Source organism: Pseudomonas sp. PS01270 (assembly GCF_029959775.1).
In the GTDB taxonomy this organism is placed as follows: Bacteria; Pseudomonadota; Gammaproteobacteria; order Pseudomonadales; family Pseudomonadaceae; genus Aquipseudomonas; species Aquipseudomonas atacamensis.
This window is the reverse complement of sequence record NZ_JASCPT010000012.1, coordinates 26,169-43,016: the sequence shown is the minus strand read 5'-3', so window position 1 is coordinate 43,016 and position 16,848 is coordinate 26,169. Positions and strand designations below refer to the sequence as shown.

The window sequence follows — 16,848 nt, the reverse complement described above, 5'->3', positions numbered from 1 at the left end:
GAGTGGTTATGGGTGATCGGCACGACTACGTGGCCCTGGAATGGGTCAAGGGCGAAATTGCCGAAACGCTGAAGCTGGCGCATCAGGCGATCGAAGCCGTGCTCGACGATCCGCAGGCCTTTCCCGGTCTGGACGAGTGCCTGGCGTACATTCATCAGGTCCACGGCAGTCTGCAAATGGTCGAGTTCTACGGCGCAGCGTTGCTCGCCGAAGAAATGGAGCATCTGGTCGAAGCCCTGCAACATCAACGCGTGCCACACCGCGACGAGGCCTTGCACCTGCTGCTGCAAGCCCTGGGGCAACTGCCGCTTTACCTTGACCGCGTGCAGAGCGCCCGCCGCGACCTGCCGCTGGTGGTGTTGCCGCTGATCAACGATCTGCGTAGCGCTCGCGGTGAAAGCCTGCTGGCGGAAACCAGCCTGTTCAGCCCGCCACTGCCCGAGCTGGCGCCGCTCGGCGACGCGGCACTCGCCGCGCTGGAACCGCCCGATCTGCCGAACGTGCTGCGAAAACTGCGGCAGATGCTGCAAATGGCTCTGGTCGGTCTGCTGCGCGAACAGGACGACCAGACGCACCTTGGCTATCTGGCCAAAGTCTTCAGCCGTCTCGAAGCACTGAGCGGCGATGCGCCGTTGAGCCCGTTGTGGCAGGTCGCCTCGGCGTTGGTCGAGGGCATGCGCGAGGGCGTCATCGCCAACAGTCCGGCGCTGCGCAGCCTGTTCAAGGACGCCGACCAAGAGCTCAAGCGCCTGCTCGAGCAGGGCATCGTCGGGCTCAACCAGCCGGCTCCGGCCGAGCTGCTGAAAAGCCTGTTGTTCTATATTGCCAAAGCCGAACATCCCACCGGGCAGATGCTGACCATGAAAGATCACTACTCCCTGGACGACGCGTTGCCCGACAGCGCGATGGTCGATGAAGAACGCGCGCGCCTCGCCGGCCCCGACCGCGATGCCATGCGCTCGGTGCTGGCGGCGCTGTGCGAAGAGCTGGTGCGGGTCAAGGAGCGCCTCGATCTGTTCGTGCGCAGTGACCGCCAGCACGCTTCGGATCTGGACAGCCTGCTCGCGCCGCTGCGACAGATCGCCGACACCCTCGCGGTGCTGGGTTTCGGCCAGCCGCGCAAGGTCATCATCGACCAACTGGCGGTGGTGCTCAGCCTCGCTCAGGGCCAGCGCGAACCGAACGACGCGATTCTCATGGACGTCGCCGGGGCCTTGCTCTACGTCGAAGCGACGCTGGCCGGCATGGTCGGCACGGTGGAGACGCAAAGCGCCGAAGACGCGCGCCTGCCGACCACCGACCTGACGCAGATCCATCAGATCGTGATCAAGGAAGCGCGCATCTGCCTGCAACAGGCCAAGGACATGATCGTCGACTACATCGACGCCGATTGGGACCGCGAGCATCTGCAACCGCTGCCCGAACTGTTGACTCAGGTGCGTGGCGCGCTGGCGATGATTCCGCTGGCCCGCGCAGCGAGTCTGGTCGAGGCCTGCAACGGTTTCATTCGCGAGCATTTGATGCTCGATGCCCACGAACCGGGCTGGGAACAACTCGATCATCTGGCCGATGTGATCAGCAGCCTGGAGTATTACCTCGAACGCCTGAGCGACGACCCGCAGGCGCCCGCCGAGCATCTGCTCGATGTCGCGCAAAACAGCCTTGCCAGCCTCGGCTTCTTCGCCAACGAGCAGCCCGGCGAAGCGCAAGTGCCGGTGCTCGATGAGGTGCTCAGCCCCAGCGAAGCGCAGCTCATGCAGGATCTGCAAACCCTCGACGACCCTGACGTCGTGCAGTCGCTGGCCGAAGTGCTGGCCAGCCCGCTGTCGGCGCTCAACCCGCCGGCGCGCAACAGCCCCGACAGCCTGATGCCGCCGCCGGCCGATGAAGAACCGGTCGACGATGAGCTGCGCGAAGTGTTCCTCGAGGAGACCGACGAAGTTCTCGCAGTCCTCCACGAATACCTGCCGCGCTGGACCGCCAATCCCCAGGACCGCGCCGCGCTGACCGAACTGCGCCGGGCTTTCCATACCTTGAAGGGCAGCGGGCGCATGGTCCGCGCGTTGGTCCTTGGCGAGCTGGCCTGGGCCGTGGAAAACCGGCTCAACCGCGTGCTCGAACAAAGCGTCGAGCCCGGCGCAGTGCTGCGTCAGTTGCTCGGCGACACGCTGTTGCTGCTGCCCGAGCTGATCAACGAATTTGCCACCCAGCGTCAGCGCCAGCGCAACGATGTCGACCAACTCGCCGCCCGCGCCCACGCGTTGGCCAAAGGCGATGAGCCGCTGGCTGCCGAAGACACCGACGACGTCGCCGCGCTTGATCCGCTGCTGCTGGAAATCTTCCGCAAAGAAGCCGAAACCCACCTCGCCAGCCTCAACCGTTTCCTCGATCAGGCCGCCGAACAGGTGCCGTTGCCGGCCAGCGACGAACTGCAACGGGCGCTGCACACGCTCAAGGGCAGTGCCTCGATGGCCGGCGTATTGCCGATGGCCGAACTGGCGGCTTCGCTGGATCAACTGGCCCGCGAGTTCAAGGCGCATCAGTTGCCGCTGGATCTGGACGAGGTCGAACTGCTGCTCGAAGCCGAGGGCTTGTTCCGCGTCGGCCTGCGCCAGCTCAAACACGATCCGCTGGCGCCGATTGTCGGTGCGCAGTCGCTGATCAAACGCACCGAGGCGCTGCTCGCCGAGCGCCTGCAAGCCAGCACCGATGGCGCTGACAGCGGCCTGCGCCTCAAGCGCGATCCGCAGCTGATCAACAACTTCCTCGCCCAGGGCATGGACATCCTCCTCGACGCCGAAAACCTTTTGCAGCGCTGGCAGCAGCACCCCGGCGAGCGCCAGGAACTCAGCGCCTTGCTCGATGAGCTGACCACTCTGGGCGAAGGTGCGCATCTGGCCGATCTGCAGGCGGTCGATGGCTTGTGCGAAGCCTTGCTCGACCTGTATGGCGCGGTGGAAGAAAGCAGCCTGGCGGTCAGCGAGCGGTTTTTCCACGAAGCGCAACTGGCCCACGAAGCGCTGATCAACATGCTCGACGAACTCGCTGCCGGCCAGGAAATCACCGCGCAACCGGAGCGGATTCGTGCCTTGCAGGAACTGCTCGACGAAGGCCTCGACCCGGCGTCGATGGGCCTGATCCGCAGCGACGGCAGTCGCACCCTGGACATTCGCGAGCTGGGCAGCGCCACCGCGCAATTGCAGCAATCGGTTGCCGCCCTCGAGCCGGACGACGAAATCGTCGAAATCTTCCTCGAAGAGGCGGTGGACATTCTCGACAGCGCCGGGCAAGCCTTGCAGCGCTGGCGCAAGGATCCGGACAACGCCGCGCCGCTGTCGTCATTGCAGCGCGACTTGCACACGCTGAAGGGCGGCGCGCGCATGGCCGAGGTCGAGGCCGTCGGCGACCTTGCCCAGGAACTGGAAAACCTCTACGAAGGGCTGGTCGATCGGCGCTACAACCACAGCGCCGCGCTCGAAGGTTTGTTGCAGCACAGTCATGAGCGGTTGGCGCTGATGCTGGAGCAACTGCAAGCGCATCAAGCGCCCACCCCGGCGCAGGATCTGATCGACGCGATCCGTCAGTTGCGTCAGGGCCAGGCCGCCAGCGAATCTGCCCCCGCAGCGGTCGAACACGACAACGCCGGGCATGATCCGGAGTTGCTGGAGATCTTCCTCGAAGAAGGTTTCGACATCATCGAAAGCTCCGGCGCCGCGCTGTTGCGCTGGCAGGCCGAGCCGGGCAACCGGCAGGAAATCGAAACCCTGCTGCGCGATCTGCACACCCTCAAGGGCGGCGCGCGGATGGTCGAAATCGGCCCGATCGGCGACCTCGCCCATGAGCTGGAATTTCTCTACGAAAGTCTTTCCACCGGTGCGCTGCAACCATCCGCCGAACTGTTCGCGCTGGTGCAGCGCGGCCATGACCGACTGGCGCAAATGCTCGATGGCGTGCGCGCCGGGCAACCGTGCCCGCCGGCCGATCGGCTGATCAGCGCGATCCAGAATTTCAGCCATCCGGCGCAGGTTGAAGCGCCGCCGGCGCCGGCTCCAGTCATCAAGCCCGAGGCCGCGCCGCCGAGCGCCGATGCTGGCGCGGACATGGTCAAGGTCTCGTCCGAGCTGCTTGATGAACTGGTCAATCTGGCCGGGGAAACCTCGATCTTTCGTGGACGGATCGAGCAGCAGGTCAACGATGCGCAGATTGCCCTCAACGAGATGGAAACCACCATCGAGCGTATGCGCGATCAGTTGCGCCGCCTCGACACCGAAACCCAGGGGCGCATTCTCAGCCGCCAGCAAGTCGATGGCGAACGCCTCGGTTACGAAGATTTCGATCCGCTGGAAATGGATCGCCATTCGCAGTTGCAGCAATTGTCGCGGGCGCTGTTCGAATCCGCCTCGGACCTGCTCGACCTCAAGGAAACCCTCGACCGCCGCAACCACGATGCGGAGAACCTGTTGCAGCAACAGGGGCGGATCAACACCGAATTGCAGGAAGGCCTGATGCGCACGCGCATGGTGCCGTTCGAACGCATGGTGCCGCGTCTGAAACGCATCGTGCGGCAGGTCGCCGAAGAGCTGGGCAAGGATGTCGCATTCGTCGTCGGCAACGCTGATGGCGAGATGGATCGCAACGTGCTGGAGCGTATGGCCGCGCCGCTGGAACACATGCTGCGCAATGCCGTCGACCATGGCCTGGAATCCACCGAGGTGCGGCTGGCGGCGGGTAAACCGGCGCAAGGGCAGATCACCCTCGATCTGTCCCGCGAGGGCGGCGACATGGTTTTCGACATCCGCGATGACGGCGCCGGTGTGCCATTGGAAGCCGTGCGGCGCAAGGCGATCAAGCGCGGTCTGCTGGCGCCCGACGCCGAGATCAGCGACCGCGATGTGTTGCAGTTCATTCTCCAGCCGGGTTTCTCCACGGCGGAAAAGATCACCCAGATTTCCGGGCGTGGCGTCGGCATGGACGTGGTCCACGAAGAAGTGCGCCAACTCGGCGGCAGCATGAGCATCGATTCGGTGCCGGGGCAGGGCGTGCATTTCCGCATTCGCCTGCCGTTCACCGTGTCGGTCAACCGCGCGCTGATGGTGCAGTGCGCTGAGGATCAGTACGCGATCCCGCTGAACACCATCGAAGGCATCGTGCGCGTGTTGCCGAATGATCTGGAAGGGCACTTCCGTCAGGATCCGCCGAGTTATCAATACGCCGGCCAGCGTTATGAGCTGTGTTATATCGGCGAGCTGTTGAAGACTGTGCCACGGCCAAAACTGCTCGGGCAGAACCTGCCGTTGCCCGTGCTGCTGGTGCATTGCAACGACCGCCACATTGCGGTGCTGGTCGACGCCATGGCCGGCACCCGCGAGATCGTGGTCAAGAGCCTCGGCCCGCAATTCGCGGCGGTGCAGGGCGTGTCGGGGGCGACGATTCTCGGCGATGGCCGGGTGGTGCTGATTCTGGATCTGCTCGCACCGATCCGGGCGATGCAGGCGCGGCTGGCGCAGGAACCGAAGGCCACGGAGATCGACAGCGAGCCGCACAAGCCGCTGCTGATCATGGTCGTCGATGACTCGGTGACGGTGCGCAAGGTCACCAGCCGTTTGCTCGAACGTCACGGCATGAACGTGCTGACCGCCAAGGACGGTGTCGATGCGATGCTGTTGCTCGAAGAGCACATGCCCGACCTTATGCTGCTCGACATCGAAATGCCGCGCATGGACGGCTTCGAAGTCGCCACCCAAGTGCGCGCCGACGAACGCCTGTGCCACTTGCCGATCATCATGATCACCTCGCGCACCGGGCAGAAACACCGCGACCGCGCCATGGCCATCGGCGTCAACGACTACCTCGGCAAGCCGTATCAGGAATCGGTGTTGCTGGAGAGCATCGCCCAGTGGAGCAAGAAACATGCATGAGCACCGGCATAACCCGCGCACCAGCCAGCTCACCGGGCTGCTGCTGCCGCTGGCCGATCGCAACCTGATCCTGCCGAATGTCGCCATCGCCGAGCTGATCGACTACCAGGCCAGCGCCTTCGACCTCGACACGCCGCCGTGGTACCTGGGCCGGGTAACGTGGCGTGAGCGGCAGATTCCGCTGATCAGTTTCGAATCGGCCTGCGGGCAGAAAATCGTCATCGGCGAACGGGCGCGGATCGTGATTCTGAATGCGCTGGGCGGCTTGCCCGAGCTGAGATTCATCGCCCTGTTGGTGCAAGGGATTCCTCGGTCGTACAAGCTCGACAGTCAGTTGAGTTATGTCGATGTGCCGTTGTGTGCGCTGGAACAGGCGGCGGTGCAGGTGGGCGAGCAGGTGGCGAAGGTGCCGGATTTGTTGGGGCTGGAGAAGTTGTTGGTGGAGGCGGGATTGGCCCGCTGATCCAAGGCTTGACTGATCGTTCCCACGCGCAGCAAAGGAATGCAGCCCGGGACGCTCCGCGTCCCATTAAGAGCCGAACGCGGAGCGTCCGTGGAGGCATTCCCACGCAGAGCGTAGGAACGATCAACATCAAGCCACGCCTGTGTTTAAAGACGCCCAGTGTTACGCCGCACCAGCCTACGATTCGCGAGCAGGCTCGCTCCCACAATTGGAATGCATTCGATCGTTCCCACGCTCCGCGTGGGAATGCCGCAACGGACGCTCCGCGTTCGGCTTTGGAAGGGACGCGGAGCGTCCCGGGCTGCATTCCCACGCGGAGCGTGGGAACGATCAATAGGTTCTACAGGGGCTTCAGCTTGTCCGTTACGCTCAGCGTAATGATTCACCACCCAGCTTGATTGATGCCCTCACCACACACGCCTAACTTGGCTCCACGACAGCGAACCCGTGGAGTGAGCATGACAACAACAATTTCCCCCGACTCGCGCTGGACGCGGCGGCGTGACGAGAAGCAGCGCCGGCTCGACAAGGTGCGCGGGCTCGCCGATGGTGCGGTGCTGCCCAGCGACAAAATCGTCGCCGCGCTCGAAGCGCTGATCCATCCCGGCGACCGTGTGGTACTGGAAGGCAACAACCAGAAGCAGGCGGATTTCCTCTCGCGTTCACTGGCCAAGGCCGACCCGGCCAAGCTCCACGATCTGCACATGATCATGCCCAGCGTCGGCCGCTCCGAGCACCTTGATCTGTTCGAACGTGGCATTGCCCGCAAGCTCGATTTCTCCTTCGCCGGCACCCAGAGCCTGCGCATCAGCCAGTTGCTCGAAGATGGCTTGCTCGAAGTCGGCGCCATTCACACCTACATCGAACTCTACGCCCGCCTCGTCGTGGACCTGATCCCCAACGTTGTGCTCTCGGCCGGTTTCATGGCCGACCGCGCCGGTAACATCTACACCGGCCCCAGTACCGAAGACACCCCGGCACTGATCGAACCAGCGGCGTTCAGCGACGGCATCGTCATCGTCCAGGTCAACCAGTTGGTCGATGACGTCAGCGAACTGCCCCGCGTGGACATTCCCGCGTCGTGGGTCGATTTCGTCGTGGTGGCGGACAAGCCGTTCTACATCGAACCGCTGTTCACCCGCGACCCGCGCCACATCAAGCCTGTGCACGTGTTGATGGCGATGATGGCGATTCGCGGGATCTACGAAAAACACAACGTGCAGTCGCTCAACCACGGCATTGGTTTCAACACTGCCGCCATCGAACTGATCCTGCCGACCTACGGCGAATCCCTCGGCCTGAAAGGCAAGATCTGCCGCAACTGGACGCTCAATCCGCACCCGACGCTGATTCCGGCGATTGAAAGCGGCTGGGTCGAGAGCGTGCATTGCTTCGGTACCGAACTGGGCATGGAAAACTACATCGCCGCTCGGCCGGATGTGTTCTTCACTGGCCGCGACGGCTCGCTGCGCTCCAACCGCATGGTCTGCCAACTCGCCGGGCAATACGCGGTGGACCTGTTCATCGGCGCGACGCTGCAAGTTGACGGCGACGGCCATTCCTCGACCGTCACCCGAGGCCGTCTCGCCGGTTTCGGTGGTGCGCCGAACATGGGTCACGACCCGCGCGGCCGCCGTCACGGCACTCCGGCGTGGCTGGACATGCGCCACGCCGATGGGCCGCAACCGATGCTCGAACGTGGCAAGAAACTCGTGGTGCAAATGGTCGAGACCTTCCAGGAGGGCGGCAAACCGACCTTCGTCGAAACCCTCGACGCCGTGGAGGTGGCGAAGAAAAGCGGCATGCCGCTGGCGCCGATCATGATCTACGGCGACGACGTTACCCACCTGCTCACCGAAGAAGGCATCGCCTACCTGTACAAGGCGCGCTCGCTGGAAGAGCGCCAGGCGATGATCGCAGCGGTTGCCGGGGTTACCGCCATCGGCCTGCGACACAACCCGAAAGACACCGAACGCATGCGCCGCGAGGGCCTGATCGCCCTGCCGGAAGACCTCGGCATCCGCCGCACTGACGCCACGCGCGAATTGCTCGCGGCGAAAAGCGTCGCCGATCTGGTCGAGTGGTCCGGCGGCCTGTACAACCCGCCCGCCAAATTCAGGAGCTGGTAATGCACGCATTCAACCTGCAAGCGAAACCGCTGTCCCTGGCTGACCGCTTGGCCGATCTGGCAGTGGACGCGTTGATCGACGAAGCCGATCTGTCGCCGAAACCGGCGCTGGTCGACCGTCGCGGCAATGGCGCACACACCGATCTGCACCTGGGCCTGATGCACGCGTCGGCGCTGGCATTGTGGCCGGCATTCAAGGAAATGGCCGAGGCCGCACTGGAAATCGGTGAAGTCGGTGTGCCGTTGCGCGAAGCGATCGGCCGCATCGGCCGCGAGGGCGAACAAGCGATGCTCGTGACCACCAATGGCGTCAACACCCATCGCGGCGCGATCTGGGCGTTGGGACTGTTGGTGACGGCCGCCGCGCTGCAACCGAAATCCATCGCCCTGTGCGCCGCCCGCCTGGCACTGCTCGACGACCGCTACGCACCGACACCGCTCAGCCACGGCGCACAAGTCGCCCAGCGTTACGGCGCACGCGGTGCTCGCGAGGAAGCGCAACTGGGCTTTCCGTCCGTGCTGCAACGGGGCCTGCCGCAACTGCACAAAAGCCGCGCCAACGGCCACGGCGAACAGAACGCCCGGCTCGATGCGTTGCTGGCGATCATGACCGAGCTGGCCGACACCTGCGTGCTCTACCGCGCCGGGGAAACGGGCCTGCACGCCATGCAGGCCGGCGCGCAAGCGGTGCTCGATGCCGGTGGCAGCGCCAGCCTCAGCGGTCGTCGCCGCCTGCACGAACTGGATCAACAACTCATCGCATTGAATGCCTCGCCCGGTGGCGCCGCCGACCTGCTCGCCGCCACGCTGCTGCTTGATCGTATCGAGCACGACGGCATCTCTCATGGAGCGTTTTGATGGAAAACCTATCGTTTGAATTCCCCGCCGGGCAGCCGCCACGCGGGCGTGCGCTGGTCGGTTGTGTTGGTTCGGGTGATCTGGAAGTGCTGATCGAACCGGGTCTGGCCGGCAAACTGACGATCAACGTGCAGACCTCGGTCAACGGCGCGCAGCAGCGCTGGCAGCACCTGTTTGCGCGGATGTTCGACGGCACCACGCCGCCGGCGATGGCCATCGATATCCACGATTTCGGCGCGACGCCGGGGGTGGTGCGCTTGCGTCTGGAACAGGGTTTCGAGGAGATCGGCCATGACTGACAGCGCAGCGTTGCTCAACAAACACAGCTTCGTCGAACTCGGCGCGCGGCAGCGGGCGCAAGCCTTGCTCGACATCGGGACCTTTCGCGAACTGCTCGATCCCTTTCAACGGGTCATGTCGCCATGGCTTGAGCGCCAAGGTGTGGTGCCGCAAGCCGACGACGGGGTGATCATCGCCAAGGGCAGCCTCGACGGTTTGCCGGTGGTCATCGCGGCGATTGAAGGTGCGTTCCAGGGCGGCAGCCTTGGTGAAGTCGGCGGGGCGAAGATTGCCGGTGCGCTGGAACTGGCTGCCGAAGACAACCGCAACGGCATCCCCACCCGCGCCGTATTGCTGCTGGAAACCGGCGGCGTGCGCTTGCAGGAGGCCAATCTCGGTCTGGCGGCGATTGCCGATATCCATGCGGCGATTGTCGATTTGCAGCAATACCAACCGGTGGTCGGCGTGGTCGCCGGCAGTGTCGGTTGCTTCGGCGGCATGTCGATCGCCGCAGCGTTGTGCAGTTATTTGCTGGTGACCCAGGAAGCACGCCTCGGTCTGAACGGCCCGCAAGTGATCGAGCAGGAAGCCGGGATCGAGGAATACGACTCCCGCGACCGGCACTTCATCTGGAGCCTGACCGGCGGCGAACAGCGTTTCCACAGTGGTCTGGTGGATCGTTATGTCGCCGATGATGTAGCGCAGATTCGTCAGCAGGTCGGCCAACTGCTCCAGCAAGGCCTGCCGGCACAGCCGCGCAGTCAACGCGCCGAGTGGTTCCTGCAACGCCTCGGCAAGCTGAACACTGACCTGCAAATCGAACCGTCGGTGGTTCGCGATCTGTATCAAGGAGAGCGCTCATGAGCGGTTATTCATTGCGCGGTTTGCACTGGTTCAATGCGCTCAGCGCTGGCGCCAGTGTCGTCGAAGGTTTGCCGCCGTCGTTGAAAGTCGCCGACGCCGAGCTCGGCCGCTTTATCGCCGTGGTCGCCGACCCGGACAATCGTTTTCCCCGCGCCCGCAATGGCGAGGTCGGTCTGCTCGAAGGCTGGGGGCTGGCCAAGGCTGTGGATGACGCGATCAGCGCCGACCGCGACAGCGCGCAGAAGCGCCCGATCATTGCCATAGTCGATGTGCCGAGCCAGGCGTATGGCCGCCGCGAAGAAGCCCTCGGCATTCATCAGGCCCTGGCCGGCGCGGCGGACGGTTATGCCCGTGCGCGTCTGGCCGGGCATCCGGTGATTGCGCTGCTGGTGGGCAAGGCCATGTCGGGTGCATTTCTCGCCCACGGTTATCAGGCCAATCGCCTGATCGCGCTGCGTGATCCCGGCGTGATGGTCCACGCGATGGGCAAAGCCTCGGCGGCGCGGGTCACCTTGCGCAGTGTCGAGGAACTGGAAGCGCTGGCCGCCAGCGTGCCGCCGATGGCCTATGACATCGACAGCTACGCCAGCCTCGGCCTGCTCTGGGAAACCCTCTCGGTGCAGCAGATTGAACAGCCGACAGAGGAAGATCTGACGCGCGTGACTGAGTGCCTGAAGCAAGCGATCAGCGATGTGACCAGCACTGATTTGAAAGGGCGCCTTGGTGCGAGCAATCGTGCCGCCTCCAGCAAAGTCCGCGAATTGCTGAGGGCGCAGTGGTGAACCTGCCCCTGGCCCACGATCTGCTCTGGGGCATGACCCCGGCGCACTTGCCGGCGGATGCGCCAGCGTGGGCGATCGCGGCGCTGGCGGTTGGGCAACCGGTGGTGGTGCGCCGGGCCTTGAGCGAGGAAGGTCTGGTCGCGGTCGGCGTTCGTGGTGTGTTGCGCGAGCAGCGGCTGGCGACGTTTATGCCGCTGGATTCGATTGCCTGTCGGGTCAGTCCCGAAGCCCTTTGTCAGGTTGAGTGCGAGCGAGATCTGCCGGTGATGCAGGCGCTCAAACAACTGCGGCCGATACTCGATGACTGCGGTTGGGTCTGGGGTGTCAGCGGCAGTGTCGGGTTTGAATTGGCCAGTGGTTTTGCAGCGATGCACGCGGCCAGTGATCTCGATCTGATTCTGCGTGCGCCGCAGATGATCACGCGCAATCAGGCCTGCAAACTCGTGGAGCTTTTCGATCAGGCTGTGTGCCGGGTCGACATGCAATTGCAGACCCCATTCGGCGCTGTGGCCTTGCGGGAATGGGCCAGCGGTTCGGCCCGAGTGCTGCTGAAAAATGCGCATCAGGCTGCATTGGTGACGAATCCGTGGCACCCGCATGAGCAGGCAGCGTGAGCAGCCTGTTGGTGTTTCCCGGCCAGGGCGCGCAGCAAGCGGGCATGCTCCAGCGTTTGCCAAGGGAAACGCTGGTCGAGGCCAGTGATGTGCTGGGCGAAGATGTTGCGCTGCTGGATTCAGCCGAGGCATTGCGCACGACCAGAGCGGTGCAGCTGTGCCTGCTGATCGCCGGTGTCGCTGCTTCGCGGCAGTTGTTGCAGGATGGACTGACTGCGGATTACGTCGCCGGCCTGTCCATCGGCGCCTACCCGGCAGCAGTGGTGGCGGGAGCCTTGAGTTTCAGCGATGCGCTGCATCTGGTCAGCCTGCGCGGTGAGCTGATGCAGCAGGCTTATCCACAGGGCTACGGCATGACCGCGGTCATCGGCTTGCAGTTGTCCACAGTCGAAACCCTGCTGGCCCAGGTGCACAGCGAAGATTCGCCGGTGTATCTGGCCAACATCAACGCCGATAACCAAGTGGTCGTCGCCGGCGGCGACAAGGCCATGCAAGCGGTGGCCGAACTGGCGCGCAGTCGCGGCGCCGGAGTGGCGAAACGGCTGGCGGTGAGCGTGCCGTCGCACTGCCCGTTGCTGGAAAAACCGGCGCAGGAGCTCGCCGAGGCCTTCGCCAGGGTCGAACTTAAAACGCCACGGATCGGCTATCTAAGCGGCAGCCGCGCCCGCCCTGTGAGCAAAGTCGAAGCGCTGCGTGACGACCTCGCTTTCAACATGTGCCGCGTGGTGGACTGGCGCGGCACCGTGCAAAGCGCCTACGAGCGCGGCGTACGTCTACAGATCGAACTGCCGCCCGGTGCGGTGCTGACCGGGCTGGCGCGCCGGGTGTTCGAGCAGGGCACCGTCACTGCCTTCGACAGTGCCCGCCTCGATACCCTGCAAGCGCTGTTGCGCGAGGAGGGTGGCCGCCAACTCTAAAACCGCCGCGACTCAAGCTTCGAACAACAAAAACAACATTCGACGATGCACTTTGAGGACTACAACAATGATTATTTACGGTGTGGCGTTTCTCGCCTTTTGCACGCTGGTCGGGATCTGGGTCGGTGAATTGCTCGGCAAGCTGATCGGCGTGCCGGCCAACGTCGGCGGCGTCGGTATTGCGATGCTGCTGCTGATCGGCCTGGGCAGCTATCTCTACAAGAGCGGCTGGCTCAAGGGCAAGACCGAGCAGGGCGTGGAGTTCTGGAGCGCGATCTACATTCCCATCGTGGTCGCCATGGCCGCGCAGCAGAATGTCTACGGTGCGCTGAAGGGCGGGCCGATGGCAATTCTTGCCGGCACCCTCGCCGTAGTGATCGCTTTTGCCCTGGTGCCGGTGCTGACGCGCATGGGCAACAAGCAAGAGACACCGATTGCTCCTGCCAAGACTGCGGGGTAATCGCCATGTACGAATCAATGATGAAAGTGATCACCGGCTACGGTCTGATCAGCGGCTTTTTGATTGTCGGCCTGACCATGTGGGTGTCCTACTGGATGTCCAACACCTTCACCAAGGGCCGCCTGCACGGTTCGGCGATCGCCATTCTGCTCGGGCTGGTGCTGTCGTATATCGGCGGCGCACTCACCGGTGGGCAAAAAGGCGTGGTGGATATTCCGCTGCTGTCCGGCATCGGCCTGCTCGGCGGTGCGATGCTGCGGGATTTCGCGATTGTGGCGACGGCGTTTGGGGTGAGTGTCGATGAACTCAAACGCGCCGGACTCGTCGGTGTGCTGGCGCTGTTTGTCGGCGTTGGCACCTCGTTCGTCGCCGGGGTCGGCGTGGCGATGGCGTTCGGCTACACCGATGCGGTGAGCCTGACCACCATTGGCGCCGGTGCGGTGACCTACATTGTCGGCCCGGTGACCGGCGCGGCGATCGGCGCCAGTTCCGAGGTGATGGCGCTGTCGATTGCGGCGGGGCTGATCAAGGCGATTCTGGTGATGGTGATGACACCGTTCGTGGCACCGATGATCGGCCTGAACAACCCGCGCAGCGCGGTGATTTTCGGTGGTTTGATGGGCACCTCCAGCGGTGTTGCCGGAGGCCTCGCGGCCACCGATCCGAAGCTGGTGCCGTACGGTTGCCTGACGGCGGCGTTCTACACCGCGCTTGGATGTCTGCTGGGGCCTTCGCTGCTGTTTCTGGCGATGCGCGGGTTGATGGGCTGATCGAGCTGATATTGATCGTTCCCACGCTCTGCGTGGGAATGCAGCCCGGGACGCTCCGCGTCCCAAAGCGGACGCAGAGCGTCCATTGAGGCATTCCCACGCAGAGCGTGGGAACGATCATGAGCTGGCCTGGCGATTGGCATACATCCGACACTCCGCCAGCAACGCCAGCAAATTCGGATCACGCTCCTTGGCCTTCAGAAACACCACGCCAATGTGCTGTTGCAAGCGGTACTTCTCCTGCAACGGGATGAGCTTCACCCGGTTCTCGTACACCGCCGCAATCCGCCCCGGCAGCAACGCATAACCCACCCCCGAGCTGACCATGCTCAGCAGGGTGAAGATGTCATTGACCTGCATTGCCACCTTCGGCTCGAATCCCGCTTGCTTGAACACCCGCACACCGTCCTGATGCGTGGCGAAGCCCTGGGTCAGGGTGATGAAGGTTTCATCACGCACTTCCGCCAGATCGACTTCACTGCGCTGAGCGAATTTTGAATCGGCCGGGGTGGCGAGGAAGATGTCGTCGGAAAACAGCGCAATCTGCTCGCAATCCGGATCGTTGATGCTGTCGTCCAGCGACACCAGAATCGCGTCGACTTCCATGTTTTTCAGCTTGTAGAGCAGGTCGATGTTCGAGCCGAGGATCAGGTCGATGTTGAGTTCGCTGCGGCGGATCTTCAGGCCCATGATCAGCTGCGGCACGGTCTTCACCGTCAGCGAATACAGCGAGCCGAGCTTGAAACGCTCGGCGGAGAACCCGGCGGCTTCGCGGGTCAGACGCACGCTGTCGACGACGTCGTTGATCAGCTTCTGCGCACGTTCTTCCAGCACATAAGCGCTTTCCAGCGGCGTCAGGTTGCGCCCTTCGTGTTTGAACAGCGGGCAGCGCAGGGCATTTTCCAAAGAGTGAATGGCGCGGTGCACGCTGACGTTGCTGGTCTGCAGTTCGGCGGCAGCGCGGGCGAGGTTGCCGGTGCGCATGAAGGCGAGGAACACCTCGAGTTTTTTCAGGGTCAATTCTTCGTCGATCAGCATGGCGCGGACTCTTTTTGGTATCGGCCGATTGTGCCCAATTCCCGCGTGCCGCGCAGGCGAGGTTGAACAGAAACATTGCGCTTTTACGCTCAAGGCCCGAGCCTTGCGCGCTTGCGGTAGTGACTACGAGGTATGCGACACATGTATCACGGGGAAAAACTCAACGCCTGGACCCATCTGGTCGGAGCCATCGCCGCGTTTATCGGCGGCGTATGGATGCTGGTGATTGCCAGCCTCGACGGCAGTCCTTGGAAGATCGTCAGCGTGGCGATCTACGCCTTCACCTTGCTGGTGCTCTACAGCGCCTCGACCGTGTACCACAGCGTGCGCGGGCGCAAGAAAGCGATCATGAAGAAGGTCGATCATTTCTCGATCTACCTGCTGATCGCCGGCAGCTACACGCCGTTCTGTCTGGTGACGTTACGCGGGCCGTGGGGCTGGACGCTGTTCGGGATTGTCTGGGGGCTGGCGCTGATCGGCATCCTGCAAGAGATCAAACCGCGCTCCGAGGCACGGATTCTGTCGATCGTGATTTACGCGGTGATGGGCTGGATCGTGCTGGTCGCGGTCAAACCGCTGATCGCCGCTCTGGGCACAGCGGGGTTTGCCTGGCTGGCATCGGGCGGGGTGTTGTATACGGTGGGGATTATCTTTTTTGCCCTCGATCACCGGCTGCGGCATGCCCATGGCATCTGGCATCTGTTCGTGATTGCCGGGAGCTTGCTGCATTTTGTGGCGATTCTGTTTTACGTCCTGTAGCCCGGCTGACTGATCGTTCCCACGCTCTGCGTGGTAACGCCTCCTGTGACGCTCTGCGTCACGCTGTTCGGGACGCGGAGCGTCCCGGGCTGCATTCCCACGCAGAGCGTGGGAACGATCAGTCCGGCAAAAAGGTTTAGAAATCACCCCAAAGTTGCTGGGCTACCGCCAGCGCCACCACCGGCGCAGTCTCGGTGCGCAGCACCCGTGGGCCGAGGCGGGCGGCGTGGAAGCCATTGCCTTTGGCCTGCTCGACTTCGCCGTCCGTCAAGCCACCTTCCGGTCCGATCAGGAACGCCAGCGTCGCCGGTTTGGCATGGCTGACCAGCGGTTCTGCGACCGGGTGCAGCACCAGTTTCAATTCGGCTTCAGTCTGCTTGAGCCAGTCCGCCAGCAATACTGGTGGATGAATCACTGGCACCCGTGAACGCCCGCACTGTTCGCAGGCACTGATCGCCACTTGGCGCCAGTGCAGCAAGCGCTTGTCGGCGCGTTCGTCCTTGAGCCGCACTTCGCAGCGTTCGCTGAAGATCGGGGTGATTTGTGTCACGCCCAGTTCAGTGGCTTTCTGAATCGCCCAGTCCATCCGCTCGCCCCGGGACAGGCCCTGGCCGAGGTGGATCTGCAGCGGCGATTCGACCTGTCCGGCGAATTGCTCGTCGATTTGTACAACCACGCGTTTCTTGCCGACGTCCACCAAGGACCCGCGAAATTCATGGCCGGAACCGTCGAACAACTGCACCGCATCGCCTTCGGCCATGCGCAACACGCGGCTGATGTAATGCGCCTGGGCCTCCGGCAGTTCGTGTTCGCCAGTGCTCAGCGGGGCGTCGATAAAGAAGCGGGACAGTCTCATGCGGGGTCTCTGTAAAAAGTGTAAAAGTCTGGCGGCCCTATCGCTGGCAAGCCAGCTCCCACAAGGACTTGCGCAGGACCTGTGGGAGCTGGCTTGCCAGCGATGACGGTAGTCCGTTCACCGCTGAAGCTTAAGTGAAATA

Annotated in this window: 14 protein-coding genes; 12 read left to right on the top strand and 2 right to left on the bottom strand. The window is 63.4% G+C overall.

The features are described 5' to 3' along the window. The first annotated feature begins 8 nt into the window (after positions 1 to 8). From QMX86_RS06595 to madM, 11 genes are all read left to right on the top strand, one after another. Positions 9 to 5,918, top strand: coding sequence for an Hpt domain-containing protein (locus QMX86_RS06595; RefSeq protein ID WP_282383853.1), 5,910 nt, complete (start codon positions 9 to 11; stop codon positions 5,916 to 5,918). Beyond that, on the top strand, positions 5,911 to 6,381 hold the full coding sequence (locus tag QMX86_RS06590; protein WP_076564430.1) for a chemotaxis protein CheW: 471 nt from the start codon (positions 5,911 to 5,913) through the stop codon (positions 6,379 to 6,381). The genes QMX86_RS06595 and QMX86_RS06590 overlap by 8 nt, the downstream gene beginning before the upstream one ends. A 458-nt stretch (positions 6,382 to 6,839) precedes the next feature. Beyond that, positions 6,840 to 8,510: a malonate decarboxylase subunit alpha gene (gene mdcA, locus QMX86_RS06585; protein ID WP_016772750.1), complete on the top strand. Its 1,671-nt coding sequence runs from the start codon at positions 6,840 to 6,842 to the stop codon at positions 8,508 to 8,510. Continuing rightward, on the top strand, positions 8,510 to 9,367 hold the full coding sequence (locus tag QMX86_RS06580) for a triphosphoribosyl-dephospho-CoA synthase (protein WP_282387149.1): 858 nt from the start codon (positions 8,510 to 8,512) through the stop codon (positions 9,365 to 9,367). The genes mdcA and QMX86_RS06580 overlap by 1 nt, the downstream gene beginning before the upstream one ends. Further along, on the top strand, positions 9,367 to 9,666 hold the full coding sequence (locus QMX86_RS06575) for a malonate decarboxylase subunit delta (RefSeq protein ID WP_039757560.1): 300 nt from the start codon (positions 9,367 to 9,369) through the stop codon (positions 9,664 to 9,666). Before QMX86_RS06580 ends, QMX86_RS06575 begins: the two co-directional genes overlap by 1 nt. Next, positions 9,659 to 10,510 (top strand): biotin-independent malonate decarboxylase subunit beta, encoded by an 852-nt coding sequence (locus QMX86_RS06570; RefSeq protein ID WP_282387147.1) that lies wholly within the window; start codon positions 9,659 to 9,661, stop codon positions 10,508 to 10,510. Before QMX86_RS06575 ends, QMX86_RS06570 begins: the two co-directional genes overlap by 8 nt. Then, positions 10,507 to 11,292, top strand: a complete 786-nt coding sequence (mdcE, locus tag QMX86_RS06565; protein WP_110603647.1) for a biotin-independent malonate decarboxylase subunit gamma — start codon at positions 10,507 to 10,509, stop codon at positions 11,290 to 11,292. Before QMX86_RS06570 ends, mdcE begins: the two co-directional genes overlap by 4 nt. Further along, positions 11,286 to 11,906 carry a malonate decarboxylase holo-ACP synthase gene (locus QMX86_RS06560; RefSeq protein ID WP_282387144.1) on the top strand — a complete coding sequence of 207 codons (621 nt, stop codon included), beginning with the start codon at positions 11,286 to 11,288 and terminating at the stop codon, positions 11,904 to 11,906. The genes mdcE and QMX86_RS06560 overlap by 7 nt, the downstream gene beginning before the upstream one ends. Next, positions 11,903 to 12,823 (top strand): malonate decarboxylase subunit epsilon, encoded by a 921-nt coding sequence (gene mdcH, locus QMX86_RS06555; protein ID WP_282387142.1) that lies wholly within the window; start codon positions 11,903 to 11,905, stop codon positions 12,821 to 12,823. Before QMX86_RS06560 ends, mdcH begins: the two co-directional genes overlap by 4 nt. Before the next feature lie 67 nt (positions 12,824 to 12,890). Then, complete coding sequence (gene madL, locus QMX86_RS06550; protein ID WP_016772756.1) at positions 12,891 to 13,283, top strand: malonate transporter subunit MadL; 393 nt, start codon at positions 12,891 to 12,893, stop codon at positions 13,281 to 13,283. 5 nt (positions 13,284 to 13,288) lie between these two features. Continuing rightward, positions 13,289 to 14,053, top strand: coding sequence for a malonate transporter subunit MadM (gene madM, locus QMX86_RS06545; RefSeq protein WP_024014642.1), 765 nt, complete (start codon positions 13,289 to 13,291; stop codon positions 14,051 to 14,053). Between the two features lie 117 nt (positions 14,054 to 14,170). Here madM and QMX86_RS06540 read toward each other — a convergent pair whose 3' ends face one another. After that, on the bottom strand, positions 14,171 to 15,091 hold the full coding sequence (locus QMX86_RS06540; protein WP_024014641.1) for a LysR substrate-binding domain-containing protein: 921 nt from the start codon (positions 15,089 to 15,091) through the stop codon (positions 14,171 to 14,173). Between the two features lie 141 nt (positions 15,092 to 15,232). Between QMX86_RS06540 and QMX86_RS06535 the strand changes: the two genes are divergently transcribed. Beyond that, the gene (locus QMX86_RS06535; RefSeq protein WP_039757573.1) at positions 15,233 to 15,850 is read left to right on the top strand and encodes a hemolysin III family protein; all 618 of its coding nucleotides are present in this window, start codon (positions 15,233 to 15,235) and stop codon (positions 15,848 to 15,850) included. A 136-nt stretch (positions 15,851 to 15,986) separates the two neighbouring features. On the opposite strand, the gene QMX86_RS06530 is transcribed toward QMX86_RS06535, so the two are convergent. Continuing rightward, positions 15,987 to 16,706 (bottom strand): 16S rRNA (uracil(1498)-N(3))-methyltransferase, encoded by a 720-nt coding sequence (locus tag QMX86_RS06530; RefSeq protein ID WP_071172238.1) that lies wholly within the window; start codon positions 16,704 to 16,706, stop codon positions 15,987 to 15,989. Between the last annotated feature and the right edge of the window lie 142 nt (positions 16,707 to 16,848).

Excerpts from the sequence above, each read along its gene's own strand:
- mdcE (WP_110603647.1), top strand. The coding sequence starts at position 10,507 with ATGAGCGGTTATTCATTGCGCGGTTTGCACTGGTTCAATGCGCTCAGC.
- QMX86_RS06575 (WP_039757560.1), top strand. The coding sequence starts at position 9,367 with ATGGAAAACCTATCGTTTGAATTCCCCGCCGGGCAGCCGCCACGCGGG.
- QMX86_RS06580 (WP_282387149.1), top strand. The coding sequence starts at position 8,510 with ATGCACGCATTCAACCTGCAAGCGAAACCGCTGTCCCTGGCTGACCGC.
- QMX86_RS06570 (WP_282387147.1), top strand. The coding sequence starts at position 9,659 with ATGACTGACAGCGCAGCGTTGCTCAACAAACACAGCTTCGTCGAACTC.
- mdcA (WP_016772750.1), top strand. The coding sequence starts at position 6,840 with ATGACAACAACAATTTCCCCCGACTCGCGCTGGACGCGGCGGCGTGAC.
- QMX86_RS06540 (WP_024014641.1), bottom strand. The coding sequence starts at position 15,091 with ATGCTGATCGACGAAGAATTGACCCTGAAAAAACTCGAGGTGTTCCTC.
- QMX86_RS06535 (WP_039757573.1), top strand. The coding sequence starts at position 15,233 with ATGTATCACGGGGAAAAACTCAACGCCTGGACCCATCTGGTCGGAGCC.
- QMX86_RS06595 (WP_282383853.1), top strand. The coding sequence starts at position 9 with ATGGGTGATCGGCACGACTACGTGGCCCTGGAATGGGTCAAGGGCGAA.
- madM (WP_024014642.1), top strand. The coding sequence starts at position 13,289 with ATGTACGAATCAATGATGAAAGTGATCACCGGCTACGGTCTGATCAGC.
- madL (WP_016772756.1), top strand. The coding sequence starts at position 12,891 with ATGATTATTTACGGTGTGGCGTTTCTCGCCTTTTGCACGCTGGTCGGG.
- QMX86_RS06530 (WP_071172238.1), bottom strand. The coding sequence starts at position 16,706 with ATGAGACTGTCCCGCTTCTTTATCGACGCCCCGCTGAGCACTGGCGAA.
- QMX86_RS06590 (WP_076564430.1), top strand. The coding sequence starts at position 5,911 with ATGCATGAGCACCGGCATAACCCGCGCACCAGCCAGCTCACCGGGCTG.